23 protein-coding genes and 1 tRNA gene are annotated in these 26,277 nt (G+C 65.0%); 22 read left to right on the forward strand and 2 right to left on the reverse strand.

Going from position 1 to position 26,277, the window contains the following annotated elements; genetic code table 11:
* Nucleotides 1-3: 3 nt before the first annotated feature.
* The 8 genes from OIK44_RS08320 (at nt 4) to OIK44_RS08355 (ending at nt 8,244) form a co-directional block, all read left to right on the forward strand.
* Complete coding sequence (locus OIK44_RS08320) at nt 4-2,376, forward strand: bifunctional salicylyl-CoA 5-hydroxylase/oxidoreductase (RefSeq protein ID WP_273670260.1); 2,373 nt, start codon at nt 4-6, stop codon at nt 2,374-2,376.
* 1 nt (nt 2,377) lies between these two features.
* Entirely contained in the window at nt 2,378-3,166 is a 789-nt protein-coding gene (locus OIK44_RS08325) for an SDR family NAD(P)-dependent oxidoreductase (RefSeq protein WP_273670261.1), read from the forward strand.
* 17 nt (nt 3,167-3,183) lie between these two features.
* On the forward strand, nt 3,184-3,711 hold the full coding sequence (locus OIK44_RS08330) for a MarR family winged helix-turn-helix transcriptional regulator (protein ID WP_273670361.1): 528 nt from the start codon (nt 3,184-3,186) through the stop codon (nt 3,709-3,711).
* Between the two features lie 11 nt (nt 3,712-3,722).
* Nucleotides 3,723-4,577, forward strand: coding sequence for an enoyl-CoA hydratase family protein (locus tag OIK44_RS08335; RefSeq protein WP_273670262.1), 855 nt, complete (start codon nt 3,723-3,725; stop codon nt 4,575-4,577).
* 1 nt (nt 4,578) lies between these two features.
* Nucleotides 4,579-5,724 carry an acyl-CoA dehydrogenase family protein gene (locus OIK44_RS08340; protein WP_273670263.1) on the forward strand — a complete coding sequence of 382 codons (1,146 nt, stop codon included), beginning with the start codon at nt 4,579-4,581 and terminating at the stop codon, nt 5,722-5,724.
* 20 nt (nt 5,725-5,744) lie between these two features.
* Nucleotides 5,745-6,134, forward strand: a complete 390-nt coding sequence (locus OIK44_RS08345) for a RidA family protein (protein WP_273670264.1) — start codon at nt 5,745-5,747, stop codon at nt 6,132-6,134.
* A 140-nt stretch (nt 6,135-6,274) separates the two neighbouring features.
* Nucleotides 6,275-7,360 carry an acyltransferase family protein gene (locus tag OIK44_RS08350; RefSeq protein WP_273670265.1) on the forward strand — a complete coding sequence of 362 codons (1,086 nt, stop codon included), beginning with the start codon at nt 6,275-6,277 and terminating at the stop codon, nt 7,358-7,360.
* Between the two features lie 134 nt (nt 7,361-7,494).
* Nucleotides 7,495-8,244, forward strand: coding sequence for a PEP_CTERM-anchored TLD domain-containing protein (locus OIK44_RS08355; protein WP_273670266.1), 750 nt, complete (start codon nt 7,495-7,497; stop codon nt 8,242-8,244).
* A 27-nt stretch (nt 8,245-8,271) separates the two neighbouring features.
* Here the strand turns inward: OIK44_RS08355 and OIK44_RS08360 are convergent.
* A tRNA-Arg gene (locus tag OIK44_RS08360) sits at nt 8,272-8,346 on the reverse strand.
* A 209-nt stretch (nt 8,347-8,555) separates the two neighbouring features.
* On the opposite strand from OIK44_RS08360, the gene OIK44_RS08365 reads away from it, so the two are divergent.
* From OIK44_RS08365 to OIK44_RS08430, 14 genes are all read left to right on the forward strand, one after another.
* The gene (locus OIK44_RS08365) at nt 8,556-10,469 is read left to right on the forward strand and encodes an ATP-binding cassette domain-containing protein (protein WP_273670267.1); all 1,914 of its coding nucleotides are present in this window, start codon (nt 8,556-8,558) and stop codon (nt 10,467-10,469) included.
* A gap of 190 nt (nt 10,470-10,659) precedes the next feature.
* Nucleotides 10,660-11,322, forward strand: a complete 663-nt coding sequence (locus tag OIK44_RS08370; protein ID WP_273670268.1) for a CAAX prenyl protease-related protein — start codon at nt 10,660-10,662, stop codon at nt 11,320-11,322.
* Nucleotides 11,323-11,362: 40 nt separating this feature from the next.
* On the forward strand, nt 11,363-12,631 hold the full coding sequence (gene epsL, locus OIK44_RS08375) for an XrtB/PEP-CTERM-associated polysaccharide biosynthesis outer membrane protein EpsL (RefSeq protein WP_273670269.1): 1,269 nt from the start codon (nt 11,363-11,365) through the stop codon (nt 12,629-12,631).
* Nucleotides 12,632-12,639: 8 nt separating this feature from the next.
* The gene (locus OIK44_RS08380) at nt 12,640-14,022 is read left to right on the forward strand and encodes an undecaprenyl-phosphate glucose phosphotransferase (protein WP_273670270.1); all 1,383 of its coding nucleotides are present in this window, start codon (nt 12,640-12,642) and stop codon (nt 14,020-14,022) included.
* 425 nt (nt 14,023-14,447) lie between these two features.
* Complete coding sequence (locus OIK44_RS08385) at nt 14,448-15,386, forward strand: EpsD family peptidyl-prolyl cis-trans isomerase (protein WP_273670271.1); 939 nt, start codon at nt 14,448-14,450, stop codon at nt 15,384-15,386.
* 44 nt (nt 15,387-15,430) lie between these two features.
* Nucleotides 15,431-16,219: a polysaccharide export protein EpsE gene (epsE, locus tag OIK44_RS08390; protein ID WP_273670272.1), complete on the forward strand. Its 789-nt coding sequence runs from the start codon at nt 15,431-15,433 to the stop codon at nt 16,217-16,219.
* A 64-nt stretch (nt 16,220-16,283) separates the two neighbouring features.
* Nucleotides 16,284-17,693, forward strand: coding sequence for a chain length determinant protein EpsF (gene epsF, locus OIK44_RS08395; protein WP_273670273.1), 1,410 nt, complete (start codon nt 16,284-16,286; stop codon nt 17,691-17,693).
* A 9-nt stretch (nt 17,694-17,702) separates the two neighbouring features.
* On the forward strand, nt 17,703-18,581 hold the full coding sequence (gene epsG / locus OIK44_RS08400) for a chain length determinant protein tyrosine kinase EpsG (RefSeq protein WP_273670274.1): 879 nt from the start codon (nt 17,703-17,705) through the stop codon (nt 18,579-18,581).
* 35 nt (nt 18,582-18,616) lie between these two features.
* Nucleotides 18,617-19,495 carry an exosortase B gene (xrtB, locus tag OIK44_RS08405; RefSeq protein WP_273670275.1) on the forward strand — a complete coding sequence of 293 codons (879 nt, stop codon included), beginning with the start codon at nt 18,617-18,619 and terminating at the stop codon, nt 19,493-19,495.
* Complete coding sequence (gene epsI, locus OIK44_RS08410; RefSeq protein WP_273670276.1) at nt 19,492-20,175, forward strand: exosortase-associated protein EpsI, B-type; 684 nt, start codon at nt 19,492-19,494, stop codon at nt 20,173-20,175. The genes xrtB and epsI overlap by 4 nt, the downstream gene beginning before the upstream one ends.
* Nucleotides 20,176-20,236: 61 nt before the next feature.
* Nucleotides 20,237-21,841 (forward strand): hypothetical protein, encoded by a 1,605-nt coding sequence (locus OIK44_RS08415; protein WP_273670277.1) that lies wholly within the window; start codon nt 20,237-20,239, stop codon nt 21,839-21,841.
* Nucleotides 21,842-21,885: 44 nt separating this feature from the next.
* Nucleotides 21,886-23,097 carry a lipopolysaccharide biosynthesis protein gene (locus OIK44_RS08420; protein WP_273670278.1) on the forward strand — a complete coding sequence of 404 codons (1,212 nt, stop codon included), beginning with the start codon at nt 21,886-21,888 and terminating at the stop codon, nt 23,095-23,097.
* Between the two features lie 4 nt (nt 23,098-23,101).
* On the forward strand, nt 23,102-23,815 hold the full coding sequence (locus OIK44_RS08425; protein ID WP_273670279.1) for a glycosyltransferase family 32 protein: 714 nt from the start codon (nt 23,102-23,104) through the stop codon (nt 23,813-23,815).
* 264 nt (nt 23,816-24,079) lie between these two features.
* Nucleotides 24,080-25,147, forward strand: coding sequence for an acyltransferase family protein (locus OIK44_RS08430; RefSeq protein WP_273670280.1), 1,068 nt, complete (start codon nt 24,080-24,082; stop codon nt 25,145-25,147).
* 221 nt (nt 25,148-25,368) lie between these two features.
* Here the strand turns inward: OIK44_RS08430 and OIK44_RS08435 are convergent, their stop codons facing one another.
* Complete coding sequence (locus OIK44_RS08435) at nt 25,369-26,133, reverse strand: PEP-CTERM sorting domain-containing protein (RefSeq protein ID WP_273670281.1); 765 nt, start codon at nt 26,131-26,133, stop codon at nt 25,369-25,371.
* Nucleotides 26,134-26,277: the final 144 nt, after the last annotated feature.

Below are 26,277 nucleotides of genomic sequence, written 5' to 3' on the forward strand. Positions count from 1 at the left end.
CACATGAATATCGTTTGCATAGGGGGCGGTCCCGCCGGCCTGTATTTCAGCCTGCTGATGAAGAAGCAGAATCCGGCCCACCGCATCACCGTGATCGAACGGAACCGGCCTTACGACACCTTCGGCTGGGGCGTGGTGTTTTCCGACCAGACGCTGGGCAACCTGGTCAACGCCGACGAGCAGAGCGCGCGCGCCATCCTGCAGTCCTTCAACCACTGGGACGACATCGACGTCCATTTCAAGGGCCGCATGGTGCGCTCCGGCGGCCACGGCTTCTGCGGCATCGGCCGCAAGCGCTTGCTGAACATCCTGCAGCAGCGCTGCGAGGAGCTGGGCGTCGAGCTGGTGTTCGAAACCGACGTCGCGGACGACCAGGAAATCGCCCAGGCTTACCGCGCCGATCTGGTGATCGCCTCGGACGGCTTGAACAGCCGCATCCGCGGCCGCTACGCCGCCAGCTACCAGCCCGACATCGAGGCGCGCCGCTGCCGCTTCGTCTGGCTCGGCACGCGCAAGAAGTTCGACGCCTTCACCTTCGCCTTCAAGCAGACCGAACACGGCTGGTTCCAGGCCCACATTTACCAGTACGACGGCGACACCTCGACCTTCATCGTCGAAACGCCGGAATCGGTGTGGCGCAGCGCCGGCCTGGAGCAGATGAGCGCCGAGCAGGGCATCGCCTTCTGCGAGCGCCTGTTCGCCGACCAGCTCGACGGCCACGCGCTGATGTCGAACGCCTCGCACCTGCGCGGCTCGGCGATATGGATCACCTTCCCGCGCATCGTCTGCGGCCAGTGGGTGCACTGGAACGGCGCCACGCCGGTGGTGTTGATGGGCGACGCCGCGCACACCGCGCATTATTCGATCGGTTCCGGCACCAAGCTGGCGCTGGAGGACGCGATCGAGTTGGCGCGCTGTTTCGGCCAGCACGCCGACGCGGCCGCCGCGCTGGCCGCCTACCAGGCGGCGCGCTCGGTCGAGGTCATCAAGATCCAGAGCGCGGCGCGCAATTCGATGGAATGGTTCGAAAACGTCGCGCGCTATACGGCGATGGAGGCGCCGCAGTTCGCCTATTCGATGCTGACGCGCAGCCAGCGCCTGTCGCACGAAAACCTGCGCCTGCGCGACCCGGCCTATGTGGCCGGCTACGAAGCCTGGCTGGCCGAACGCGCCTGCGCCCAGGCCGGCGTGGCGCTGCCGGCCGGCGCGCGCGTGCCGCCGATGCTGACGCCCTTCAAGGCGCGCGGCCTGACGCTGAAGAACCGCATCGTCGTCTCGCCGATGGCGCAGTACAGCGCCGTCGACGGCGTCGCCGGCGATTACCATTTGGTGCATTTGGGCGCGCGCGCGCTGGGCGGCGCGGCGATGGTGTTCGCCGAAATGACCTGCGTCTCGGCCGACGCGCGCATCACGCCGGCCTGTCCCGGCATGTACGCGCCCGAGCACACGCGGGCGTGGCGGCGCATCGTCGATTTCGTCCACGCCAGCGGCGACGCGAAGATCGCCATCCAGCTCGGCCACGCCGGCGCCAAGGGCTCGACCCGCGCCATGTGGGACGGCATCGACCAGCCGCTGGCCGAGGGCAACTGGGCGCTGCTGGCGGCCTCGCCGCAGCAATATCTGGCCGGCGTGTCGCAGACGGCGCGCGCCGCCGACGCCGCCGACATGGCGCGCATCGAGGCCGACTTCGTGCGCGCCACGCTGGCCTCGGACGAAGCCGGTTTCGACTGGCTGGAGCTGCACTGCGCGCACGGCTATTTGCTGTCGAGCTTCATCTCGCCGCTGACCAACCGGCGCGCCGACGAGTACGGCGGCAGCCTGGAAAACCGCTGCCGCTTCCCGCTGCGCGTGTTCGCCGCGATGCGCGCCGCCTGGCCGCAGCATAAGCCGATGAGTGTGCGCATTTCGGCGCACGACTGGGTCGAGGGCGGCATCACGCCGGACGACGCGGTGGCGATTGCGCGCCTGTTCAAGGCGGCCGGCGCCGACCTGATCGACTGTTCGTCGGGCCAGGTCAGCAAGGCCGAGCGGCCGCTGTACGGACGCATGTTCCAGACCCCGTTCGCCGACCGCGTGCGCAACGAGGCCGGCGTCGCCACCATCGCGGTCGGTTCCATCTTCGAGGCCGACCACGCCAACAGCATCATCGCCGCCGGCCGCGCCGACCTGTGCGCGGTGGGCCGGCCGCATCTGGCCAATCCGGCGTGGACCTTGACCGAGGCGGCCAAGATCGGTTTCCAGGAGATCGCCTGGCCGAAGCAGTACCAGCCGGGCAAGCTGCAGTTGGAGCGCAATCTGCAGCGCGACAAGCAGCTGGCCGCCGCCAACACCGGCCTGACGCCGCAGCAGGTCGCGGCCAAGCTGCTGGAGGCTTGACATGGCGCCGCTGGCATTGACGGGCAAGCACGCGCTGGTGACCGGGGCGGGGCGCGGCATCGGTTTCGCCTGCGCCCGCGCGCTGCTGGAGCGCGGCGCGCGCGTCACGCTGGCCGGGCGCGACGCCGGCCGGCTGGCCGCCGCCGCGGCGCAACTGGCCGAACTGGTGGCCGGCGCAGAGCTGGCCTGCGAGCCGCTCGACGTCGGCGACGAGGAGGCGGTGCGGGCCGCCTTCGCCGGCGCCGCCGCCCGTTTCGGCCGCATCGACATCCTCGTCAACAACGCCGGGCAGGCCACGTCCGCGCCCTTCGGCAAGACCGATTCGGCGCTGTGGCAGCAGATGCTGGCGGTGAACCTGAGCGGCGCCTTCCACTGCATGCAGGCGGCGTTGCCGGGCATGCTGGAGGCGCGCTGGGGGCGCATCGTCAACGTCGCCTCGACGGCGGGCCTGGTCGGCTACCGTTACGTGAGCGCTTACGTCGCCGCCAAGCACGGCGTGGTGGGGCTGACGCGCGCGCTGGCGCTGGAGGTGGCGGCCAAGGGCGTGACGGTGAACGCGGTCTGCCCCGGCTATACCGACACCGACATCGTGCGGCAGGCGCTGGCCAATATCGTCGCCAAGACCGGCCGCAGCGAAGCGCAGGCGCTGGCCGAACTGGCCGCCGGCAACCCGCAGCAGCGCCTGGTGCAATGCGCGGAGGTGGCCGGCGCGGTGGCGTGGCTGTGCCTGCCCGAGTCGGCCGCAATGAATGGACAGTCGATCGCCGTCGCCGGCGGCGAAGTCATGTAAGGAGTCGTATGTCAGGCATGGAAAAGGAAGCGCAAGTGAGTGCCGGCTTAGCCGATCAGGGCGAGGACGCCGTGCTCGACCTGGCCAGCCGGCTGACGCAGGACCATCACCAGTCGCTCAAGCTGTGGTTGCGCATGTTGTCGTGCACGGTGAAGATAGAGAACGAGATACGCAGCCGCTTGCGCAGCAATTTCGACATCACGCTGCCGCGCTTCGACCTGATGGCGCAGCTGGAGCGCTACCCGGACGGGCTGCGCATGGGCGAGCTGTCGAAGCGCATGATGGTCACGGGCGGCAACATCACCGGCATCACCGACCAGCTGGAGGCGGAAAAGCTGGTGCTGCGCGTGGCCGACCCGAAGGACAAGCGCGCCTACAGCGTCAAGCTGACGGCGGCCGGCCGGCGCGCCTTCGCCGCGATGGCGGTGGTGCACGAGAGTTGGGTCGCCGAACTGCTGCACGGCGTCACGCCGCAAGATAAAACCCAGCTGATCGATCTGCTGTCGCACATGAAGCGGCAGTTGAACGAGCCGGCCGACAAATAAAGGATACCACTATGCGATACCTCCCAGGCCAGGCGCAGCAACTGCCCGGCAACCGCAGCGCGCTGGCCGGCTACCAGGCGCGCCACTTCCGCTTCGAGGTGGCGGCCGGCGTAGCCACGCTGACGCTGAACCGGCCCGAGCGCAAGAACCCGCTGACCTTCGACTCCTACGCCGAGCTGCGCGAGCTGTTTCGCGCGCTGGCCTACGCCGACGACGTCAAGGCCGTCGTCGTCAGCGGCGCCGGTGAAAACTTCTGCTCGGGCGGCGACGTGCACGACATCATCGGCCCGCTGACCCGGCTCGACATGCCGGGCTTGCTGGCCTTCACGCGCATGACCGGCGACGTCGTCAAGGCGATGCGCGCCTGCCCGCAACCGATCGTCGCCGCCATCGACGGCATCTGCGCCGGCGCCGGCGCTATGCTGGCGCTGGCCGCCGACATCCGCCTCGGCAGCGCGCGCAGCAAGACCGCCTTCCTGTTCACCCGCGTCGGCCTGGCCGGCTGCGACATGGGCGCCTGCGCGCTGCTGCCGCGCGTGATCGGCCAGGGCCGCGCCGCCGAGCTGCTCTACACCGGCCGCTCGATGTCGGGCGCGGAGGGGGAGCGCTGGGGCTTTTTCAACAGCCTGCACGAACCCGAGGCGCTGCTGGGCGCGGCCCAGGGCTGCGCCGCCGGGCTGGCCGGCGGCCCGACCTTCGCGCACGGCATGACCAAGAAAATGCTGCAGCAGGAGTGGAATATGGGCATCGACGAGGCCATCGAGGCCGAGGCCCAGGCGCAGGCCATTTGCATGGCGACCAACGACTTCCACCGCGCCTACCACGCCTTCGTGGCCAAGGAAAAACCGCAATTCGAGGGGGATTGAGATGAGCGATAAAAGTTATCTGGACTGGCCGTTTTTCGACGCCGGACACGCCCGGCTGGAGCGCGAGCTGGACCTGTGGGCCGCGGCGCACCTGCACGCGGACCACGGCGCCGACGTCGACGCGGCCTGCCGCGCGCTGGTGCGCCAACTGGGCCAGGCCGGCTGGCTGCGCCACGCCGTCGGCGCCATCGACACGCGCGCCATCTGCCTGATCCGCGAGACGCTGGCGCGCTACGCCGGCCTGGCCGACTTCAGCTTCGCCATGCAGGGCCTCGGTTCCGGCGCGATCAGCCTGTTCGGCAGCGCCGCCAACCAGGAAGCCTACCTGGGGCGGGTGGCGCGCGGCGAGGCCATCGCCGCGTTCGCGCTGTCGGAGCCGCAGGCCGGCTCGGACGTGGCGGCGCTGGCCTGCGCCGCCGTGGCCGACGGCGACGACTACATCCTCAACGGCGAGAAGACCTGGATATCGAACGGCGGCATCGCCGACTTCTACGTGGTCTTCGCGCGCACCGGCGAGGCGCCGGGTTCGCGCGGCATCAGCGCCTTCATCGTCGACGCCGGCATGCCCGGCTGCGAGATCGCCGAACGCATCGAACTGATCGCGCCGCATCCGCTGGCGCGGCTGCGCTTCGAGAATTGCCGCGTCCCGGCCACGCAGCGCCTGGGCGCGGCGGGGCAGGGCTTCAAGGTGGCGATGGCGACGCTGGACGTGTTCCGCACCTCGGTCGCGGCGGCGGCGCTGGGCTTCGCCCGGCGCGCCTTCGACGCGGCGCTGGCGCACGCGATGCAGCGCAAGATGTTCGGCCAGACGCTGGCCGACTTCCAGCTGACGCAGGCGAAGCTGGCGCAGATGGCCGCCGGCATCGACGCGGCCGCGCTGCTGACCTACCGCGCCGCCTGGCAGCGCGACCAGGGCCGCAAGGTGACGAAGGAGGCGGCGATGGCGAAGATGACGGCGACCGAGACGGCGCAGCAGGTGATCGACGCGGCCGTGCAGCTGTTCGGCGGCCTGGGCGTCGTCAGCGGCCATCCGGTCGAATGCCTGTACCGGGAAATCCGCGCGCTGCGCATCTACGAGGGCGCCACCGAGGTGCAGCAATTGATCATCGCGCGCGAGCTGCTGCGCGAGGCGCCCGGCGCCGCATAAGGATAAGAGAAAGGTTTTTCATGGAATTTTTACAACCGCCCGGATGGGCCAGGCCGCGCGGCTATTCGAACGGCGTGGCCGCCAGCGGACGCACGGTGTGCGTCAGCGGCATGATAGGCTGGGACGGCCAGGGGCAGTTCCACACCGACGATTTCGCCGGCCAGGTGCGCCAGGCGCTGCACAACGTCGTCGCCGTGCTGGCCGAGGCCGGCGCGACGCCCGCGCACATCGTGCGCATGACCTGGTATGTCGTCGACAAGCAGGAGTATGTGGCCGCCTACCGCGACATCGGCATCGCCTACCGCGAGCTGATCGGCCTGCATTTCCCGGCCATGACGGCGGTGCAGGTGGTGGCGCTGGTCGAGGACCGGGCCAAGGTGGAAATCGAGGTCACCGCCATCGTGCCCTGAGCCCGCGCGGGGGAGGGGGCGCTGGCGGCGCGCCCCTGGGTTGCCTGAATTCATTTCATTTTAATAATTCTGTTAAAGTTATGTAAAATACGGGTCTTCACCCATTTGTTGGGATACCCACAGGAACCAGGCCGGACAACATGATCAAATCGCTCGAAGGCGGCAGAGGTTTCGCTGCCCTGATTGTCGCATTATTCCATCTGAAAATTGCCGCGCCGCATATCTCCCTCATCCGCAACGGTTATCTGCTGGTCGACCTGTTTTTCGTTTTAAGCGGCTTCCTGATCTGTTCCGCCTATAAAAACAAGCTGGAAAACAAGGATGCGATCGGGCCATTTTTGCTGCGCCGATTTGGCCGCCTGTTCCCCTTGCTGGTGTTTGCGAGCCTGGTTTTCGTGCTGGCCCAGGCCGGCAATGTGTTCGCGAAAAACCTCCTCGTCGAACTCGGCTACGCGAAATTTTCCACCCACGTCGGCATGCTGCCGTATGCCATTCCGACGGCGGCGGAAATCGTGGCGACGCTCACCATGACGCACGGCATGGGCGTATTCGACAAGCTCATTCTCAACTATGCCAGCTGGAGCATCAGCGTCGAGTTTTACACCTATATCCTATTCGCCTGCCTGTGTTTCCTGCTGCGCGGCCGCCTGCGCCTGCTGGTCTTCGCCGCGCTCGGCCTGCTGGCCTTCGCCGTCACCGTCTGGGCCAGCGTCGATGTGCACCAATGCTATCTGCAGGGGCATTGCATGGACGTGACCTTCGATTTTGGCTTCGCCCGCTGCGTGGCCTCATTCTTTTTGGGGGTGCTGACCTATGGTTTGAGCCGCTCGGTCCGGTTCGACGCGAATTTGCTGCAGGGCGTCGCGCTCGGCCTGACCCTGCTGGTATTTGGCTTCGTCGGCACGCTGCCCGCGCTGGCCTTTTTCTGCCCCCTGCTGTTCGCCTTGCTGGTATTGTCGGTGTGCGGCGATACCGGCTTCCTGGCCCAGTTGTTCAAGCGCGCGCCCTTCCAGGTGCTCGGGCAGCGCTCCTATTCCATTTACATGATGCATCCGGTGATACTGATTGCGTTCGAGCCTGTCGTGAAGCGCGCCACCGGCCATGCGTTCCTTGAGGCCGGCGTGTTGCTCGCCTATGTGGCCGTGGTGTTCCTGGTGTCGGGCTGGACCTATAAATGGATCGAAGACCCATGGCGTATCCGCTTTAACCGGCTGGCGCTGGCCTAGCCGCGTCAGCGCCCCTTGATGCTGAACTGACACCCGACGCAATATAACTTGAAAACATGGCATGTAAAGCGAATAATATGGCATGCTGCACAGGGTGCTTGAGAGATTGCTAGGTGTCACATGAGGGGGCCGACATGCAAAATTTTCCCAGAAGAGTGGCGCCGCCGCTGCTGGCGCTGGCCGGCCTGTGCTGCGGCCTGTCCGCGCAGGCGGACGCCACCCTGCCGGGTTCGACGCTGCTGACGGCCGCGTATAAAACCCAGTTGGAGACGTGGCTGGGCGAGGGCCGCCTCGGCCTGAACCGGGTGTACGCGAAGGCGGCCGGCGACACTTCGCTGAACTTCCACCAGGCGGCCGACGGCAAGGGCCGCACCTTTTCGGTGATGCAGGCGACCAATGAGCTGGGCCAGACCTGGCTGGTTGGCGGCTACAATCCCCAGAGCTGGAGTTCCATCAACGCCTTCAACATGACTCCCGATAACAAGGATCGCACGGCCTTCCTGTTCAATCTGAGTTCCGGCGCGCTGCACCGGCAAACGCCGAAGACCCCGGTCTTCGACACGACCGGCGCCTACCAAACCTATAACTCCGCCAACGCCGGCCCCACCTTCGGCGTCGGCCACGACTTGTTCGTGCCGGCCAATCTGTCGACGGGCGGCCATTCCTGGAGCTATTCCTATATCGACCCGGAGCATGCCGAGTTTGGCAAAAGCTTGCTCGATGGCTCGACGGCGCACCACTTCAACATCAGTTATGGCGCCATCGAAGTGTTTACGATCAGTGTGGTGCCCGAGCCTGGCCGCGATGGCATGCTGGCGGCGGGACTGGCGGGACTGGCGGGATTGGCGTGGACGGCGCGGCGGCGCAGGGTGGCGCCGGCCTGAGCGGCGCGAGCGCGGGGCGCGTAAAGCTGGTCCCCCCGACTGGAATCGAACCAGTATCCCACGCTTAGGAGGCATGTGCACTATCCATTGTGCTACGGGGAGGACGCTGGGCGCCGCGCTGGGCGCCCGACGATGTCGCGCCAGCCGGCGGGCAGCAGCCCTGGATGTCGCGGATCGAGCGCAATTATAGCCGACAGTTTGCCGATATATGGCGTTCGATGCGCGAGTATCGGTACAATGCGTGCTTCATTCATCTAATCGGCCGGTATTTCGCGTCAAAGCGGAACGCGCCCGAGCACCTTTCACTCATTATGGCTGTCATCTCTCTCTCATCGGCGCAATTGGCGTTCGGTCACGTCGCGCTGCTCGACCACGCGGAATTTTCACTGGAAACGACCGAGCGCGTCGGTCTGATCGGCCGCAACGGCACCGGCAAGTCCTCGCTGCTGAAGGTCATCTCGGGCAAGTTCAAGCTGGACGACGGCTTGTTGGTCATGCAACAGGGCATCAAGATCGCCTATGTCGAGCAAGAGCCGCAATTCGACCAGGAAATGTCGGTGTATGACGCCGTCGCCTCCGGCATGGGCGATCTGCAGGCGCTGCTGCAGGAATACGACGCGCTGACGGGCCAGTTCGGCCAGGGCGACGACGAGGCATTGATGGAGCGCATGCACGACATCCAGGTCAAGCTCGACGCCGCCGACGGCTGGAGCTTGCCGAACAAGGTGGAAACCGTGCTGGGCCGCCTGAACCTGAGCGGCGACATGCTGATGAAGACGCTTTCCGGCGGCATGCAGAAGCGCGTCGCCCTGGCTCGCGCCCTCGTGTCGGCGCCGGACGTGCTGCTGCTCGACGAACCGACCAACCATCTGGACTTCACTTCCATCCTGTGGCTGGAAGGCTTGTTGCGCGACTTCAAGGGCAGCGTGCTGTTCATCACCCATGACCGCAGCTTCCTCGACAACGTCGCCACCCGCATCATCGAACTCGACCGCGGCCGCCTGCTGTCCTATCCGGGCAACTTCACCGCCTACCAGGTCAGGAAGAGCGAGCAACTGGAAATCGAAGAGGTCGAGAACGCCAAGTTCGACAAATTCCTCGCCCAGGAAGAGGTGTGGATACGCAAGGGCGTCAAGGCGCGCCGCGTGCGCGACGAGGGCCGCGTGCGCCGCCTGGAAGCCTTGCGCGTGACGCGCAGCCTGCGCCGCGAGCAGCAGGGCCAGGTCAAGCTGGACGTGTCGGCCGGCGAACGCTCCGGCAAGATCGTCGCCGAGCTGGAAGGCGTGTCGAAGTCCTACGGCGAGAAAGTCATCGTGCGCGACTTCACGGGCACCATTTTGCGCGGCGACAAGGTCGGCTTGATCGGCGCCAACGGCGCCGGCAAGACCACCCTGCTGAAAATGATCCTGGGCCAGGAGGAGGCCGACAGCGGCACCATCCGCCTGGGCACCAAGCTGCAGGTGGCGTATTTCGACCAGATGCGCACGCAGTTGAACGAAGAGGCGAATTTGATGGAAACCATCGCGCCGGGCAGCGACTGGGTCGAGATCAACGGCCAGCGCAAGCACGTGATGACCTATCTGAACGACTTCCTGTTCGCGCCGGAGCGCGCCCGCTCGCCCGTCAAATCGCTGTCCGGCGGCGAGCGCAACCGCCTGCTGCTGGCGCGCCTGTTCGCCAAGCCGGCGAACGTGCTGGTGCTCGACGAACCGACCAACGATCTGGACATCGACACGCTGGAATTGCTGGAGGAATTGCTGGAGGATTACACCGGCACCGTCTTCCTCGTCAGCCATGACCGCACCTTCCTCGACAACGTCGTGACCCAGGTCGTGGTTTCCGAAGGCGAGGGCAAGTGGCGCGAATTCGTCGGCGGCTACACGGATTGGGAGCGCGTGCGCAGCGTCGCGCCGGCGCCGGCGCCGATGCCGAAGGGGGCCGCGAAAGCCGCCCAGCCGGCCGCCGCCCAAGCGGCCGCCCAGCCCGCCGCCAAGCAGAAAAAGCTCAGCTACAAGGAGCAGCGCGAGCTCGACGACTTGCCCGTGCTGATCGCCAAGCTGGAGGACGAGCAGGCCGTGCTCGCCGGGCAGCTGGCCCATCCGGACTTTTACAAGAAAACCCCGGCCGAGGGCAAGCGCCTGAACGCCCGCATCGCCGAGATCGAAGTGGAGTTGCTTGACGCGCTGGAAAAGTGGGAAGTGATCGAGGCCCGCAGCAAGGGCTAAGCTTGGACGGCGGCGTCGGCCGCTGTTGTTTGCAGGGGAAATCGGCACGCCGGGCTTGATTGCGATTGTTGTATCAATCACAATAGCGTTTTCGTGTCGAAAGAACCATGTATGCCTGTACAAGAAAGTTTCTGCGCCGGGGGCCGCTGCCCGGCGCCAGCCGCGCCCACCGCCAACGGCGGGGGCGCGGATGTTTGACCGCGACGCCCTGCCGCGGGTACTGCCCTTCCTCGTCTACATGTTCTTCGTCTTCCTCGACGATATGCTGGGCCGCCTAGGCTGGCAAGCCCACGAGTTGCGCCACCTGTACGCCGTCAAGATCGGCGCCGTGCTGGCCCTGCTGCTGGCCTACCGCCGCCGCTACACGGAATTGGCGACCTGGACGCTGGGCGCCGGCGGCGTGCTGGCCGCCGCGCTGGCCGGCGTCGTCGTGCTGGTGTTGTGGATCAATCTGAACGCCGGCTGGATGAGCGTCGGCGCCGCGGCCGGTTTCGACCCGCGCACCGATGGCGCGATCGACTGGCTGATGGTGGCCGTGCGCATCGCCGGCGCCGCCCTGGTCGTGCCCGTGATGGAGGAATTGTTTTGGCGTTCCTTCCTGATGCGCTGGATCGACACCCCGGATTTCCTCGCCGCCAGCCCCGCACGCGTGAAAGCGCGGGGTTTTGTTGTCGCGGTGATATTATTCGGGTTTGAACATAATCTGTGGCTCGCCGGCATCGTTGCCGGCGCCGTCTACAGCATCCTGTACATGCGTAGCCAATCTCTGTGGTCGCCCATCGTGGCGCACGGCGTCACCAATGGCTTGCTGGGGGGATGGATAGTTTCCACTGGTCACTGGACTTACTGGTAATATTACCCGTCAGCGGTTTGATCTTTTAGAAGATGAAAAAATGTTGAGCTACTCGCAAACACACACCGATGATTGCCGGATTTTTTCCGGCATTTTCACCCCGTGGCCCGGCGCCGCGTCGCGCGCCGCCGCGCCCGCGCTGGCTGCCCTGCTGGCCGCCATGTGGGCGGCGCCGGCGGCGGCCGACATCAGCGACACCATCCACCCCTTCGCCGCCGTCACCGTGTCGCGCGACGGCAATCTGTTCCGCCTGGCCGACCAGGATGCCAGCAGCGGCCCGCGCGCCGACACGATCCGCCAGTTGCAGGGCGGTTTCACGTTCGAGCGGCCGATCGGCCGCCAGGTGCTGTCTGGCCAGGCGAAGGTGTCGAAGGTCACCTTCGGCCACTACCAGCAATTGAATTACAACGGGCGCGATTTGCTGGCGGCGCTGGAATGGCACGTCGGCAACCACATCGACGGCCACGCCGGCGTCAGCAACGCCCAGACCTTGACGCCGTTTACGGATTTCCGCTCCAACGAGCGCAATCTGCGCGTGCAGCGCCGCGAATATCTCGACGGCGGCTGGCGCTTCCACCCGAGCTGGCGGGTGCGCGGCGGCATGACGCAAGACCATTTCGAGTACGAGTTGCTGTCGCAGCGTTTCAGCGAGCGCAAGGAGCGCAGCGCCGAGCTGGGCGTCGACTACCTCGCCTCCAGCGACAGCCGCGTCGGCCTGCAATTGCGCCGGGTCAGCAGCGACTATCCGAACAAGCGCGTGGTGGGCGGCATCGGCATCGACGAGGGCTATGTGCAGAACGAGCTCAAGGCCAGCATCTACTGGCGCTTCAGCGGCGTTACCCAGATGCAGTTCCTCGGCGGCCTGGTCGAGCGCAAGCACTCCCTGTTCACCCTGCGCGACAGCAAGGGCACCAACGGCCGCCTGGTCGTGTACTGGACGCCGCTTAGCAAGCTGCGCCTCACGGCCACCGGCTGGCGCGAGTTCGGCGCCGTCGAAAGCTCCTTCGTCAACAGCAGCCTGAGCGTCGGGGGCAGCCTGGCCGCCACCTGGGACATCTCGTCCAAGCTGCGCGCCGACGCCCAGGTGCGCCGCGAGAAGCGCGATTTCTCTTCGATCAATGGCGTCGTCTTTCCCAGCGGCGCCACCGACACTACCCGCAGCGCGTCGCTGGGTCTGACCTATTCCCCGCACCGCTCCATCCAACTCGGCGTCGGCCTGACTCACGACGTCCGCGACGGCGCCGCGCTGATCGGCACCGGAAGTTACAGCGCCAATGGCGTTTCATTGAACGCCAACGCAAGGTTTTAAAGCTCAACATGACGGTTAACGATATTCCCCTAATTTCTTTCTTCCAGCGCATCCTCGATCCGATCATCATCATGGGCACGCTGTACCTGCTGTCGATGGGGCTCGCCGAGCCGTTCACCGGCTATTCGATGGTGCTGATGATACTGGCCTTCTTCGTCTCGTCGTCGGTGTACCAGCACGTCGATCCCTACCGCACCTGGCGCAGCGGGCGCATGCTGGCCTACGCCCGCGACATCTTCGTCGGCTGGTGCATCACGGCGCTGATCCTGGTGTTCCTCGGCTCGGCCAGCGGCCTGGCTTACCACTACGACAACACCGTCGTGCTGGCCTGGTTCGTCGCCACCCCGTTCGCGCTGCTGGCGGCCCACCTGGCGGCCCGCAAGATCGGCTCCGACCCGGCCCAGGACAGCGAAATGCGCTCGGTGGTCATCATCGGCGCCAACGACGCCAGCCTGAAGTTCGCCGCCACCATCGGCCGCAACCCGAACCTGTTCATGTCCGTGCGCGGCTATTTCGACGACCGCACGCAAGACCGCTGGCCGGCCGCCATGCGCCAGCCTATGCTGGGCACGATGGCCGACATCGCCCCCTATGTGCGCGAACACAGCATCAAGATGATCTTCATCAGCCAGCCGATCTCGGCGCAGCCGCGCATCCGCAAGCTGCTCGACGAGTTGCAGGACACCACGGCCTCGGTCTACTTCCTGCCCGACATCTATGTGTTCGACCTGATGCAGGCCCGCTTCGACAATGTCGGCGGCATGCCCGTCATCGCCATCTGCGAGTCGCCGTTCACCGGCTTTAACAGCATGATCAAGCGCGGCAGCGACATCGCGCTGGGCGCGCTGATCCAGGTGCTGCTGCTGCCGATCATGTTGTGCATCGCCATCGCCGTCAAGCTGACGTCGCCGGGGCCGGTGATTTTCCGCCAGCGCCGCTACGGCCTGTACGGCGAGGAAATCATCGTCTACAAATTCCGCTCGATGACGGTCAGCGAGGATGGCGCCAAGGTGACCCAGGCCACCAAGAACGACCAGCGCGTGACGAAGATCGGCGCCTTCCTGCGCCGCAGCTCGCTCGACGAATTGCCGCAGTTTATCAACGTGCTGCAGGGGCGCATGAGCATCGTCGGCCCGCGCCCGCACGCGGTGGCCCACAACGAGCAGTACCGCAAGCTCATCAAGGGCTATATGTTGCGCCACAAGGTCAAGCCCGGCATCACGGGCTGGGCCCAGGTCAACGGCTTGCGCGGCGAAACGGAAACGCTGGACAAGATGGAGGCGCGCGTGCAGTTCGACCTCGACTACCTGCGCAACTGGTCGCTCTGGCTCGACATCCGCATCATCCTGCGCACCGTGAAAGTGGTGCTGGCGCGCGAAAACGCCCATTGAGGGGCGGCGGGCGGCGCGGCGCGGCGCTAAAAGATGTTGCGCGCGCTCAATTCGCGCTAGAATCAAGGCAGGCCGGCGCCAGCCGGCAGCCCGTCTATCGAAGCGGCCTATTGCGCAGCAGGATGTTATAGTTATGCTCTCGCGCCACGGGGCGCTCGGCCCGTGGGCGCCGGCTTTCCGGGCGGCGCGCGCCAGCCCGTGTAAATGCATTTTGTATTGCCTGTTCCAATATTTATAATATTGACAATCGTGGGAGCAGGTTGCATAATTTCCCGCGAATTTTGTGTATAGTACGCAAACTGTTATTGCTGTTCATGCAATAAGAAAAGTCAGGCCAACGGCAGCGCAGACCCGGACCGGTCGACGCCCACTTAGCAATGCATCCTGAAGGAATAATTTTGAACCATACTGATACCGCAAGCTCGATGACAAAGACCACACAACCGCTGGCCAAACGCGCCCTGTGCGCCAGTTTGCTGGTGTTGGCGGCGGCCGGCCTGACGGCCTGCGGCGGCGACAGCAAGGAAAAGAAGCCGGGCCAGGCCCTCGTCAGCGTGAACGGCGAGGAAATCACCGTCTTGCAGCTCAATGAGGAATTGCAGCGCTCCGGCGCCCAGGCGGCCCAGCAGGAAGTGGCCAGCAAGCAATTGCTGGAAGCCTTGATCGACCGCCAGTTGCTGCAGAACGAGGCGATCAAGGACAAGACGGACCGCGACCCCAAAGTCTTGCAGGCGATCGAGCGGGCCAAGTCGCTGATCGTGGCCCAGGCGTATATGCAGAAACGGGTCGGCAGCATCGCCAAGCCGACCCGCGCCGAGGTGGAAGACTACTTCGCCAAGAACCCCGGCTTCTTCAGCAACCGCAAGCTGTTCGAGATGCGCGAGCTGGTCATCGCCAGCGGCGACATGAACGAGGCGCTGAAGACGGCGATGGACGGCTTCAAGTCGCTCGAAGAGGTGGCCGGCTGGCTCGACGCCCACAAGGTCAAGTTCGTCCGCACCCAGCTGGCGCGCACCAGCGCCGATTTGGCGCCTGAGCTGAGCGCCAAGCTGCTGGCCATGCCGAAGGGGCAGTTGTTCATCATCCGCGAAGGCGAGCGCAGCATGCTGATCCAGATCGCCGAGATCAAGGATAGCCCGGTGGTGCTGGAGGCGGCGGCGCCGCAGATCGAGCAATTCCTGTTCAACAAGAAGAACAAGGAAGCGGCCGACGCCGAACTGGCGCGCCTGCGCGCCACGGCGAAGATCGAGTACATGAACAAGGCGGCGCCGGCGGCTCCCGCCGCGCCGGCCGGGAAACCTGCGGCGGCGGCGCCGGCGGCGGCCGACGACTCGGCGGCGCGCGGCGTCGCGGGTATGAAGTAAGGCAATACAGTTTTATCAAATTTTTCACAAGGATTGGGCAAATCATGAAACGACTCCTACATTGGATGATGGCGACGCTGCTGGTGCTGACGGCGGCTGTGGCGGGCGCGGCCGACTTGCCGCTGGGGCCGGGCGATGTGCTGAAACTGTCCGTCTACGGCAGTCCCGACCTGGCGCTGGAAACCCGCGTCAGCGAGGCTGGCGAAATCACCTTTCCGCTGATCGGCACGGTCGCCGTCGGCGGCCTGCCCGTCGCCGCGGCCGAAAAGAAGATCGGCGGCTTGCTGGAGAGCGGGGGCTTCCTGCGCCGCGCCCAGGTCAACATCATCGTCACCGTCGTGCAAAGCGCGCAAGTGTCGGTGCTGGGCCAGGTTAACCGCCCGGGCCGCTACCCCATCGAGGGCAAGCGCAGCCTGATGGACGTGCTGGCGATGGCCGGCGGCATAGGCGGCGAGGGCGGCGACACGATCAGCCTGATCCGCAAGCGCGACGGCGTCACCACCAAGAGCGTCGTCGACGTGATCCAGATGATACGCAGCGGCGAGCTGAGCCAGGACTACGACCTGGCCGGCAACGACGTCATCTACGTCGAGCGCGCCCCCCGCTTCTACATCTATGGCGAGGTGCAGCGTCCCGGCATGTTCCGCCTGGAACGCGCGATGACCGTCGTGCAAGCCCTGTCGGCCGGCGGCGGTCTGTCGCAGCGCGGCACCGAGCGCGGCATGATCATCAAGCGCCGCGACGCCCAGGGCAAGGTGCAAGCCATCGATGCCAAACAGGACGACCTGCTGCAAATCGACGATGTCGTGTTTGTCAAGGAAAGCTGGTTTTGATTGAACACCCTGTTGCCCCTCGCCGGGCAATTCCGCCGTATTTCGCCGCCATGAGAGTTGCACAATGAATTTCCCCCAATTTTTACTTATCCTCCGGGCCCGCAAGTGGATCTTGCTGATCACCCTGCTCGTCACCGTCAGCGCCACGGTCGTCGTCAGCCTGTTGCTGCCGAAGACCTATAAGGGCACGGCCTCGCTGCTGCTCAACTACAAGGGCATCGACCCCGTCACGGGCTTGACCATGCCGGCGCAGCTGTTGCCCGGCTATATGGCGACGCAGATGGACATCATCAGCAGCAAGAACGTGGCGCTGCGCGTCGTCGACCACCTGGGCCTGGCCCGCAGCGAAGGCGTGCTGGCCCAGTACAACGCGGCCACCGCCGGCAAGGGCACGATCCGCGACTGGCTGGCCGACCTGCTGCTGGCCAAGCTGGAGGCGGTGCCGTCGCGCGAGAGCAGCGTCGTCGACATCAGCTTCAAGGGCGGCGACCCGAAGTTCGTCGCCGACATCGCCAACGCCTTCGCCGACGAATACCAGAAGACCAGCATCCAGCTCAAGGTCGACCCGCTGCGCAAGGCGTCGACGTATTTCAGCGAGCAGACTAAGCTGCTGCGCGATAACGTCGAACTGGCGCAAAGCCGCCTCTCGAAATACCAGCAGGAACACGGCATCGTCAGCGTCGACAACCGCCTCGACGTCGAGTCGAACCGCTTGAACGACCTGTCGGCCCAGTTGGTGGGCGCGCAGGGCCAGTCGATGGAGGCGACGTCGCGCCAGCGCATGGCCTCGGGCAACGGCGCGGCCGAGTCGCCCGACGTGGCGGCCAATCCGCTGGTGCTGAACCTGAAGATGAGCCTGTCGAACGCGGAAGCCAAGCTGGCCGAAGTGGGCCAGCGCCTGGGCAACAACCATCCCCAGTATGAGAGCGCCAAAGCGGAAGTGGAGAAGCTGCGCGGCGACTTGAAGGAAAGCATGCGCGTCACCTCCAACAGCGTCGGCAACACGGCCGGCATCCTGCAGCAGCGCGAGGGCGCCGTGCGCGCCGCGCTGGAGCTGCAAAAAGCCAAGGTGCTGGAATTGAACCGCACCCGCGACGAAATGGGCGTGCTGGCCAAGGACGTGGAAAGCGCCCAGCGGGCCTTCGACATCACTTCGCAGCGCTTCTCGCAAACCCGCATCGAGGGCCTGTCCGAGCAGTCCGACATCGCCATCCTGAACCCGGCCGTGCCGCCTACCCAGCCCACCGGCCCGAAAGTGTTGCTCAACACCATGTTGTCGCTGTTCCTCGGCACGCTGCTGGGCGTCGGCCTGTCGCTGCTGGCGGAAATGCTGGACCGCCGCGTGCGCTCGAACGACGATCTGGCCGAGTTGTTGCAAATCCCCGTGTTCGGCAGCATCGCCTGGACGGCGCCCAAGCGCTCGCGCCTGGCGGGGATGAAAATGTTTTTGCCGCGCCGCGCGCGCACCCAATAAGGAATCATCATGAACACAGCAGCGCATCCCATTGCCACCCCGTCCGCTACACGCAGTGGCAATTCCAGCATCGGCGGGCTCTTGCTTGAGTCGGGCAAGATCACGCCCGAAAGCGCGGAGCGCGTCTTGCGCATGCAAAAGGAACTGGGCATCCGCTTCGGCGAGGCGGCCCAGCGCCTGGGCCTGGTCACCGAGGCCGACATCCAGCAAGTGCTGGCGCGCCAGTTCGACTATCCCTATTTGCAACCGGGCCAGGGCAAGTTTTCCGACAAGCTCGTCGCCGCCTACCAGCCCTTCAGCGCCCAGGTCGAATCGCTGCGCGCCATCCGCAGCCAGTTGATGCTGCGCTGGTTCGCCCGCGGCCACAAGTCGCTGGTCGTCGTCGGCATCAACTCCGGCGACGGCGCCAGCCTGTTCGCCGCCAACCTGGCCATCGTCTTCTCGCAACTGGGCGAGCGCACGCTGCTCGTCGACGCCAATCTGCGCCACCCGCGCCAGCACGAGATCTTCGACTTGAGCGGACGCCAGGGCCTGTCCGACATGCTGGCCGGCCGCGCCGACCAGGACGCCATCGCCCGCGTCGAATCCTTCGTCGACCTGTCCGTGCTGGGCGCCGGCACGATGCCGCCGAATCCGCAGGAACTGCTGAGCCGCTCCGCCTTCGGCGACCTCAACACCAAGCTGGCCTCGCAGTACGACGCCGTGCTCTACGACGCCTCCGCGTTCGCGCTGGGCTCGGACGCGCTGGCCATCGCCGCGCGCGCCGGCGGCGTGCTGCTGGTGGCCCGCAAAAACCACACCCGGGTCGACGACATCAACGCCATGACGGAGCAGATGCGCCACAGCGGCGCCGAAGTCATCGGCTCGGTATTGGTTGATTTTTCATGAAACCCTTGGTCCAGGCAGGGCCCGGGCGGGCGGCCATGCCGTCGCCCGCCGCGCTGCGCGGCTGGTTGCCGGTCGCCGTCGGCTTCCTCGTGCTGTTCGTGCCTTCCTTCCACACCTTCATGACGCAGGTGTGGACCTACGAGGATTCGGCGCACGGCCCGATCATCCTGGCGCTGTCGCTGTGGCTGCTGTTCAAGCGGCGCGCCGACGTCGCCGCCGTGGCCCGCGACAACATGGGCTCGGTGCCGGCCTGGATCGCCCTGCTGCTGGGCATGCTGCTGTACATCGTCGGCCGCTCGCAGCAGATCCTCGCCTTCGAATTCGCCTCCTTCGTCTGGGCCATGGTGGCCATCGCCTGGCTCAAGCTCGGCGCCCGCGCCGTGCGCACGCTGTGGTTCCCCTTCTTCTTCATGCTGTTCATGATCCCGCTGCCGGCCTCCGTCGTGGCCATGCTGACCATGCCGATGAAGATGGCCGTCTCCTACACCACCGAGCACCTGCTGTTCTGGGCCGGCTACCCGATCGCCCGCAGCGGCGTGATCCTGCAGATCGGCCAGTACCAGTTGCTCGTCGCCGACGCCTGCGCCGGCCTGCAGACCCTGCTCGCGCTGGAGTCGCTGGGCCTGTTCTACCTGAATGTCGTGCACCACACCTCGACCTTCCGCAACGTCGTGCTGGCGATCCTGATCGTGCCGATTTCCTTCAGCGCCAACGTGCTGCGGGTGCTGGCCCTGACGCTGATCACCTATTACTTCGGCGACGCGGCCGGCCAGGGCTTCCTGCACGGCTTCGCCGGCATGGTGCTGTTCGTCAGCGCCCTGGTGCTCATCATCAGCACGGACACGCTGCTGCAATGGCTGATCGCGGCGCGCCAGTCGCGCCGCGCGGTCCCCAACGACAAGGCTTACCCATGAAACATTCTTTTGTCGCCAGCCTGGCGCTGGGCGCCGTGATGTTGCTCAGCGCCGGCCTGGCCAAGGTCGCCACGCCGACCGTGCGCATCGCCGACAGCCGGCCGCGCATCGACCTGGCCGCGTCCATCCCCGTCCAGTTCGGCAACTGGGAAGAGGACCGCGCGCTGCTGTCGGCCGTCGTCAACCCGACGGCCCAGGCGGAAATCCAGCGCATCTACGCGCAGACGCTGTCGCGCACCTACGTCAACCGCAACGGCGAGCGCATCATGCTGTCGATCGCCTACGGCACCGACCAGACCGACGGCCTGTCCGTGCACTTCCCCGAGGGCTGCTACGGCGGCCAGGGCTTCGCCGTCGGCGCCACCACGCTGGGGCCGCTGGCCACCAGCGCCGGGCCGATCCCGTCGGCGCGGCTGGTGGCGTCCATGTACAACCGCAACGAGCCGATCACCTACTGGATCGTGGTCGGCGACAAGGCCGTCAACGACTCCTGGCAAATGAAGAAGGCCAAGCTGGCGTATGCGCTGAAGGGCCTGATTCCCGACGCCACGCTGATGCGGGTGTCGAGCATCACGGCCGACAACGCCGCCGGCTACAAGCTGCAGCAGGAATTCATCAGCGAGATGATGGCGGCGATGACGCCGGAGCAGCGCCACCACTTCGCCGGCCTGGCGCAATAAGGGGCCGCGCGCCCGCCGGGCCAGGGCCGCGCGCCGGTCCGATGGAACAGACGGAATAACTATGAATCTCTTGCAAAAAAAACTGGCGGCGTATGCGCCGCCGCTGGGCCGCCTGCCGGCCCCGGGCAGCCTGCTGCGGCGCCTGCCGCGGCGGCCCCGTTTCTCGCTGGTGCTGGGCGTTTTGGCCGCCTTGCTGCTGGCCGCCTTCCTCGGCGCCGTCATCGCGCTCGGCTCGAACCAGCTGACCATCGTGCTGGCCGGCGTGCTGATCGTCGTGCCGGTGATCTTCCTGGTCTCCACCAAGGACTTGCTGCCGCTGCTGTTCGTCTACCTGCTGCTGGTGCAGGGCATAGGCGGCTCCTTTTTCCACCTGCGCCTGACGACGTGGATGGGCAGCGGCTTCGCCTTTTTCTTCCTGTGCCGCACGCTGATGGAGCTGAGTAATTTCCAGCGCCTGCGCCAGACCCGCGCCCGCACCGGCACGGGCTCCGGCTACGTCCTCGCCGCCGCCGCCCTCTACCTGTTGTTCTTCTTCTTCGGCCTGGCGATCGGCCACGCCACGACGGCCCAGGTGATTTCGGCGCTGCGCTTCGGCGTGCCGATGTTCGGCGTGCTGCTGGCGATGTACAGCTTCGAGCTGTCGCAGGCGCGCATCAATCTGCTGTGGACGCTGATATTGGTGGCCTGCGTGTGCCAGGTGCCGGTCGCCACCTACCAGCATTTCTTCATGATGGCGGTGATCGGCTGGGACGCCGTGGTCGGCACCTTCGGCATCGGCATGAGCCCCGTGCTGGTGCTGTTTTCGATCATCTCGATGACCTACGCCATCGCGCGCTGGATGCGCGGCTTGATGCCGGTCTGGTTGCTGGCGGCGATCCTGCTGGTCGGCATGGTGAATATTCTGCTGGGCGAGGTCAAGGCCGTGCTGTTCTGGCTGCCGCTGAGCTTCTTCCTGATCATGCGCAAGCGCGTGCTGAAAAACGTCTTCGCCTTCCTCGCCTACGGCTTTTTCCTGTTCGTCTTCGTCGTCGGTACCTTCCTGGCGTACAAGGCCCTGTACTGGGGCGAGAGCGGCACGTCCGGCAACACGCTGGAAGAAAAGCTGAACCACACGGGCGGCTACTTCTTCGACCCGCACGAGATCAAATACAGCAACGGCGAAATCAGCCGCGGCGCCTCGCTCTACCTGTGGTACAAGGACCCCGTGCCCGGCGTGCTGGAGCGCCTGGTTGGCTACGGCCCGGGCGCCAGCGCCACCAGCGACGGCACGGGCATGGGCGTCGTCGCGGCGCGCTACCGCCCGCTGCGGGTGAACGCGACGGCGCTGGCCGCGCTGCTGTGGGACGTCGGCATCCTCGGCACGCTGAGCTTCGCCGCGATGCTGTTGTACGGCATCGTCGCGGCGCGCCGCTACCTGGCGCGGGGCCAGGGCACGCCCGAGCAGGACGCCATCATCGACACCAGCCTGGTTACGCTGGTGCTGCTGATGTCCACGTTGATCTACAACCGCAACCTGGTCGACGAGCTCTCGGTACAACTGCTGTGCTTCTTCTGCCTCGGCTGTATCGTCCAACTGAGCCGCTTCGGCGCCGCGGCGGCGCCGGCCGCCGCCACGCCGGCACGCGCCGGCGCCGGCGCTGTCATGAAACAAACTGAGTACGTATGACCGAATCGAGCAAGGCATTTCAAAAGTTGGTCAAAAATAGTTCGATGATGTTCCTGCTGAATCTGGCGGGGGCGGGCGTGAGCGTGTTTACCATTCCCATCAGCCTGAAAGTGATCGGCATCGCCTCCTACGGCCACCTGGTGCTGGTGCAGTCGATCGCCCTGGCCGTCTTCGTCTGCACCAGCTTCCAGTATTGGCAGGGGTTGCTGGTGGAGTTGCCGGGGCGGCAGATGGACACGCCGGCGCTCCGGCGGGCGGTGTGGACCAGCTTCCGCTACGAGTTGCTGGCCATCGGCATCGTCGGCGCCGTGGCGCTGTTGCTGCACCTGGCCGGCTTGCAGCAGATCGCGGAATTCTCGGCGCCGCAGCTGCTGCTGCTGTCGCTGTCGGCCGTGTTCCCCGTCGTCGGCACCCACACCGCCTACTTCCGCCTCGTCGACCGCTACAATGTGTTGATGCTGGCCGGCCTGTCGACCAGCGTGCTGAAGCTGATCTGCCTGCACCTGGTCGCGCATTTCTCGCCGACCGTCGGCAATCTGGTGCTGGCCTACGCCATCCCGGAAATCCTCCGCCTGGGGGCCTTGTTCGCCATCATCGGCGCCGACCGGCTGCCGCTACAGGGCAAGCTCTGCGCATCCACCGTCAGCCACGCGCGCATCGTCAAGGCAGGCAAGTGGGGCATGCTGCAAGCCATTTTCGACTTGCCCGTCGTGTATGTCGACCGCATCATCCTCGGCTTTGCCCTGTCGGGGGAAAACCTGGGCATCTTCAGCATCCTCAAGCGCATTTACGGCTTGATCAACATGGCCACGTCGCCGTTCTACACGACCTCGATCCCGGAGTTCGCGGCGCGGGAGAACGCCGGCGACCGCAAGGGCGCGTTTGCGCTCTGGATCAAGACCGTCAAGATGCTGTTCGTCGTCGTCGCCACCGCCGGCATCCTGTGCTACCTGAGCAAGAGCCTGTGGATGCCCCTCATTTTCACGGGGCTGCGCGATTACCTGAACGAATTCACCGTCGTCCTCGTCACGGCCGTGTGCGCGGGCACCTTCGTCAGCACCCATGCGCTGTACTGGTCGCTGGGCAAGATGCGCGAAACGACGCTGATCACCGTCGCCACCAACGTCCTGTATCTGGGCGTGCTGTGGGGCTTGACCAGCCGCTTCGGCCTGCTCGGCACCGTCTTCGCCTTCCTCGTGCACGTGCTGCTCGCGGTTTCCATTAAAATTTTATTACTGCGCCGCCTGGCGGCTTGAGAACATGATACCCAAAGTGATACATTATTGCTGGTTCGGCAAGGGCGAGATGAGCCCGCTGCACCTTCGCTGCATCGAATCGTGGAAGCGCTACTGCCCCGATTACGAATTGCGCCTGTGGAACGAGGAAAATGCGGACATCGACAATCCGTATTGCCGCGCCGCCATCAAGCAGCGCAAATGGGCCTTCGTCTCGGACTGGGTGCGCTTCGACGTGCTGGCCAAGCACGGCGGCGTCTACCTCGACACGGACATGGAGTTGATCACGTCGATCGATTCGGTGCTGGAACATGCAGGCTGCGTCAGCGCCCGTGAAAGCCAGCGCGTCATCGGCGCCGCCTTCATCGCCTGCCACGCCGGCGACCCCGTCATGGAGCAGGCGCGTGCCATCATCCTCGACGACCTGAGCCGGCGTTCGCTGTTCGTCTCCTCGCCGCTGATACTGGCGCAGGCGCTGAAACTGTGCGGTCCGGGCCTGATCCATCTCCTCGATCAGAAATGTTTCTATCCGTTCAATCCCTTCGACCAGGACCAGCCCAACAACCCGCGCCAGTTGATGTACGCCGACGTGACGCCGGCCACGCTGGGCATCCACCACTACAGCGTGTCGTGGGGCGACAAATTCTTCAAGCGCGCCGTCCAGCGCCTGCTCGGCTACGCGGGCATCAAGCCGCGCTGGCATATCTCCTTCAATGCTTTCGAGGCTGCCCGCCGCTAAGCCGGCGCCGCCGCGGCCCGCGGCGGCGTTCTTGAAATCTCTCCAAATATTTCATTTTTGAAAATATTAGTATATTTTCTTGCATTTTCCGTATAATGCTCGATGGGCCAGAGACGGCCGGCCATGCCGGCGCGCTTGCTCCGGTTTGATCGGCCTCAGCCGGCCACGCGGCCGGCGCGGGACAATGGTATAGCCGGCCTCATGCGTGGCGCGGCGTTTCCGGCATTCCTGATATGCTTGCATTTTTCATATTAATACTCACCAATGACAAACCGGATCAACTACCTTGACGGGCACCGCGGCCTAGCCATTTTGCTGGTCATCGGCTACCACGTGTTCAGCCGTTGGAGCGAACTCGTCCCTTACGGCGCCCAGTTCGCCAATATTCCCCTGTTCAAGGCCGGCTGGGTGGGCGTCCAGCTATTCTTCCTGATTTCCGGTTTCGTCATCCTGATGACGCTGGAAAAGTGCCAGGGGGCACGCGACTTCCTGTACCGGCGCTGGCTGCGGCTGTTCCCGGCCATGCTGATCTGCGCCTTGCTGATCTACCTGACTGCCGGCTTCTTTCACGAGCGTCCGGCCGGCATGCCGCCGGCCAGCAGCTTGCTGCCCAGCCTGACCTTCATCGAGCCGCAATGGTGGGAAAGCCTGCTGGGCAGCTCGCCGGGCTATTTGGAAGGCTCGTTCTGGTCGCTGTATGTCGAGGTCAAATTTTATGTTTTTTCGGCCCTGGTTTTCTATGCCTTCGGCCGGGAGAAGTTAATCTATGCCATTTTTGGCGCCTACGGCTTGGCCATCGGCGTCGCCATGGCGAACGCGCACATCGAGCACGCCTATCTGGCGGCACTGCACGCCGGGCTGACCCAACTGTCCTTCATCCACTTCGGCTGGTTCGCCGCCGGCGCCGGTTTTTACCTGTTTCACAAGTCGGGCGCGCGCCGCTGGTTCTGGCTGTCGCTGGCGGCGGCGCTGCTGAGCGCCGGTCTGGCCGCCGAGCCCAGCCTGAAGCACGCGATGGCGGCGATGGCGATCGCGGTCCTGTTCGCCGTTTCCGTGGCCAGCAAAAAAATCCAGTCCGCGCTGAACAACCGCCTGCTCGTCACGATGGGGGCCATCAGTTACCCGCTGTATCTGCTGCACGAAAACATGCTCATCTCGATGGTGATCAAGCTGGGAAAAATGGGCTGGTCCATCCCGCCTATCCTGCTTCCCGCGCTGCCGCTGCTGCTCTTGTGCGTGGCGGCCTATGTCATTGCGACTTTCGGCGAGAGGGCGGTCCGGGCGGCGATCGAGCTGGGCCGGCGCAACCTGCTGCCGCTGCCGGCGCGCTAGGTGGGGAGGGGGGCGGCATCAGGCCGCCCCGGCGTCGCCCGGCTGTCGCTTTACGAGGCGAGGGCGCTTGAGCCGGCGGCGCATTCATTTCAACTAAACAGAGAATTGTGGTCTGGCAATTTAGTTTGTCTCTGATTCCTCAGGAAGAAACTATGCCATTCAAATACCATTGCGCCATGCCGCGCACCGAGGTGCGCGGCATGGCGTGATCGTCGTTCTTATCAGGCTTGTTTGCGCTTGAGCAAGGCCAATGACAGCAGGCCCAAGGACAGCATCATCCACGTTCCTGGTTCAGGGACGGGCGACAGGGGCGCCGTGTAGATCGTCAATACCGAATTGAATATGTTCAGCGAGGCGAGGGATGGAGATTTTTGCTCGCGGTCCCAAGGATCGAGCGCATTCTGATCGTAGTAGTAGGTATAGGTCGCATTGCTGCCGACGAAGGAGTTGAGCGCCAGCGTCAGCGCGTCGCTGCCGGCCCCGAAGTGGTCGCTCAGCTCAAAGGTTTGCGTGCCGTTAAGGTTATCCTTGACGTAGGACAATGGGTCATGGTGCGGCGTCGCGTTCGCGGTTTGAATGTTCAGTCTGGCTTGATTGTTTGCCGTGCCTGGCGTACCCGGCAGATAGCGCGGGTCGTTGGGAACTGCCCCCACTGCCAGCTTGCCGCCCAGGCCACCGGACAGCGAGTAACCAATGATCTTGTAGCCACTCTGGGCCAACAGGGACATCGACATGCCATATTCAAAGTTGTCGGCAGGGAGGCCACCTGACAGGACATTCGAACGTGTGCGCAAGGTATCGAGCGCCAGTGTGGTGACGCCGGCAGTCGAGCTCAGTACGGAGAAACCCGGCTGGCTGTAACCGTCGTTAAAATTATTGATCGAAAAACCGTTCAGCACGACGGACTCAGCCTGTGCGCCCGCTGCGGCGGACAGCAACAGCGAGGCGAATAGCGTGGAGGCAAAATGTTTGGGTAGCAATTGCATGGCAGGTCCTTGTTGGATATGAAAAATGATACAAATGGAAATACCCGGCAATTGTGATCTATATTGCAATTATTTGCAAATGGACATTTTCTATCGTGCGCGAGGGACGCCTCCCTTAGGCGTATTGTAGATTTTCAAGCTGTA

Origin of the sequence: Janthinobacterium fluminis (genome assembly GCF_028595325.1) — a bacterium.
GTDB classification, from domain to species: Bacteria; Pseudomonadota; Gammaproteobacteria; order Burkholderiales; family Burkholderiaceae_D; genus Janthinobacterium; species Janthinobacterium fluminis.

Bases quoted from the DNA above. Each gene is read 5' to 3' on its own strand.
- OIK44_RS08320 (WP_273670260.1), top strand. From the start codon at position 4: ATGAATATCGTTTGCATAGGGGGCGGTCCCGCCGGCCTGTATTTCAGC.
- OIK44_RS08325 (WP_273670261.1), top strand. From the start codon at position 2,378: ATGGCGCCGCTGGCATTGACGGGCAAGCACGCGCTGGTGACCGGGGCG.
- OIK44_RS08330 (WP_273670361.1), top strand. From the start codon at position 3,184: ATGGAAAAGGAAGCGCAAGTGAGTGCCGGCTTAGCCGATCAGGGCGAG.
- OIK44_RS08335 (WP_273670262.1), top strand. From the start codon at position 3,723: ATGCGATACCTCCCAGGCCAGGCGCAGCAACTGCCCGGCAACCGCAGC.
- OIK44_RS08340 (WP_273670263.1), top strand. From the start codon at position 4,579: ATGAGCGATAAAAGTTATCTGGACTGGCCGTTTTTCGACGCCGGACAC.
- OIK44_RS08345 (WP_273670264.1), top strand. From the start codon at position 5,745: ATGGAATTTTTACAACCGCCCGGATGGGCCAGGCCGCGCGGCTATTCG.
- OIK44_RS08350 (WP_273670265.1), top strand. From the start codon at position 6,275: ATGATCAAATCGCTCGAAGGCGGCAGAGGTTTCGCTGCCCTGATTGTC.
- OIK44_RS08355 (WP_273670266.1), top strand. From the start codon at position 7,495: ATGCAAAATTTTCCCAGAAGAGTGGCGCCGCCGCTGCTGGCGCTGGCC.
- OIK44_RS08365 (WP_273670267.1), top strand. From the start codon at position 8,556: ATGGCTGTCATCTCTCTCTCATCGGCGCAATTGGCGTTCGGTCACGTC.
- OIK44_RS08370 (WP_273670268.1), top strand. From the start codon at position 10,660: ATGTTTGACCGCGACGCCCTGCCGCGGGTACTGCCCTTCCTCGTCTAC.
- epsL (WP_273670269.1), top strand. From the start codon at position 11,363: ATGTTGAGCTACTCGCAAACACACACCGATGATTGCCGGATTTTTTCC.
- OIK44_RS08380 (WP_273670270.1), top strand. From the start codon at position 12,640: ATGACGGTTAACGATATTCCCCTAATTTCTTTCTTCCAGCGCATCCTC.
- OIK44_RS08385 (WP_273670271.1), top strand. From the start codon at position 14,448: ATGACAAAGACCACACAACCGCTGGCCAAACGCGCCCTGTGCGCCAGT.
- epsE (WP_273670272.1), top strand. From the start codon at position 15,431: ATGAAACGACTCCTACATTGGATGATGGCGACGCTGCTGGTGCTGACG.
- epsF (WP_273670273.1), top strand. From the start codon at position 16,284: ATGAATTTCCCCCAATTTTTACTTATCCTCCGGGCCCGCAAGTGGATC.
- epsG (WP_273670274.1), top strand. From the start codon at position 17,703: ATGAACACAGCAGCGCATCCCATTGCCACCCCGTCCGCTACACGCAGT.
- xrtB (WP_273670275.1), top strand. From the start codon at position 18,617: ATGCCGTCGCCCGCCGCGCTGCGCGGCTGGTTGCCGGTCGCCGTCGGC.
- epsI (WP_273670276.1), top strand. From the start codon at position 19,492: ATGAAACATTCTTTTGTCGCCAGCCTGGCGCTGGGCGCCGTGATGTTG.
- OIK44_RS08415 (WP_273670277.1), top strand. From the start codon at position 20,237: ATGAATCTCTTGCAAAAAAAACTGGCGGCGTATGCGCCGCCGCTGGGC.
- OIK44_RS08420 (WP_273670278.1), top strand. From the start codon at position 21,886: ATGATGTTCCTGCTGAATCTGGCGGGGGCGGGCGTGAGCGTGTTTACC.
- OIK44_RS08425 (WP_273670279.1), top strand. From the start codon at position 23,102: ATGATACCCAAAGTGATACATTATTGCTGGTTCGGCAAGGGCGAGATG.
- OIK44_RS08430 (WP_273670280.1), top strand. From the start codon at position 24,080: ATGACAAACCGGATCAACTACCTTGACGGGCACCGCGGCCTAGCCATT.
- OIK44_RS08435 (WP_273670281.1), bottom strand. From the start codon at position 26,133: ATGCAATTGCTACCCAAACATTTTGCCTCCACGCTATTCGCCTCGCTG.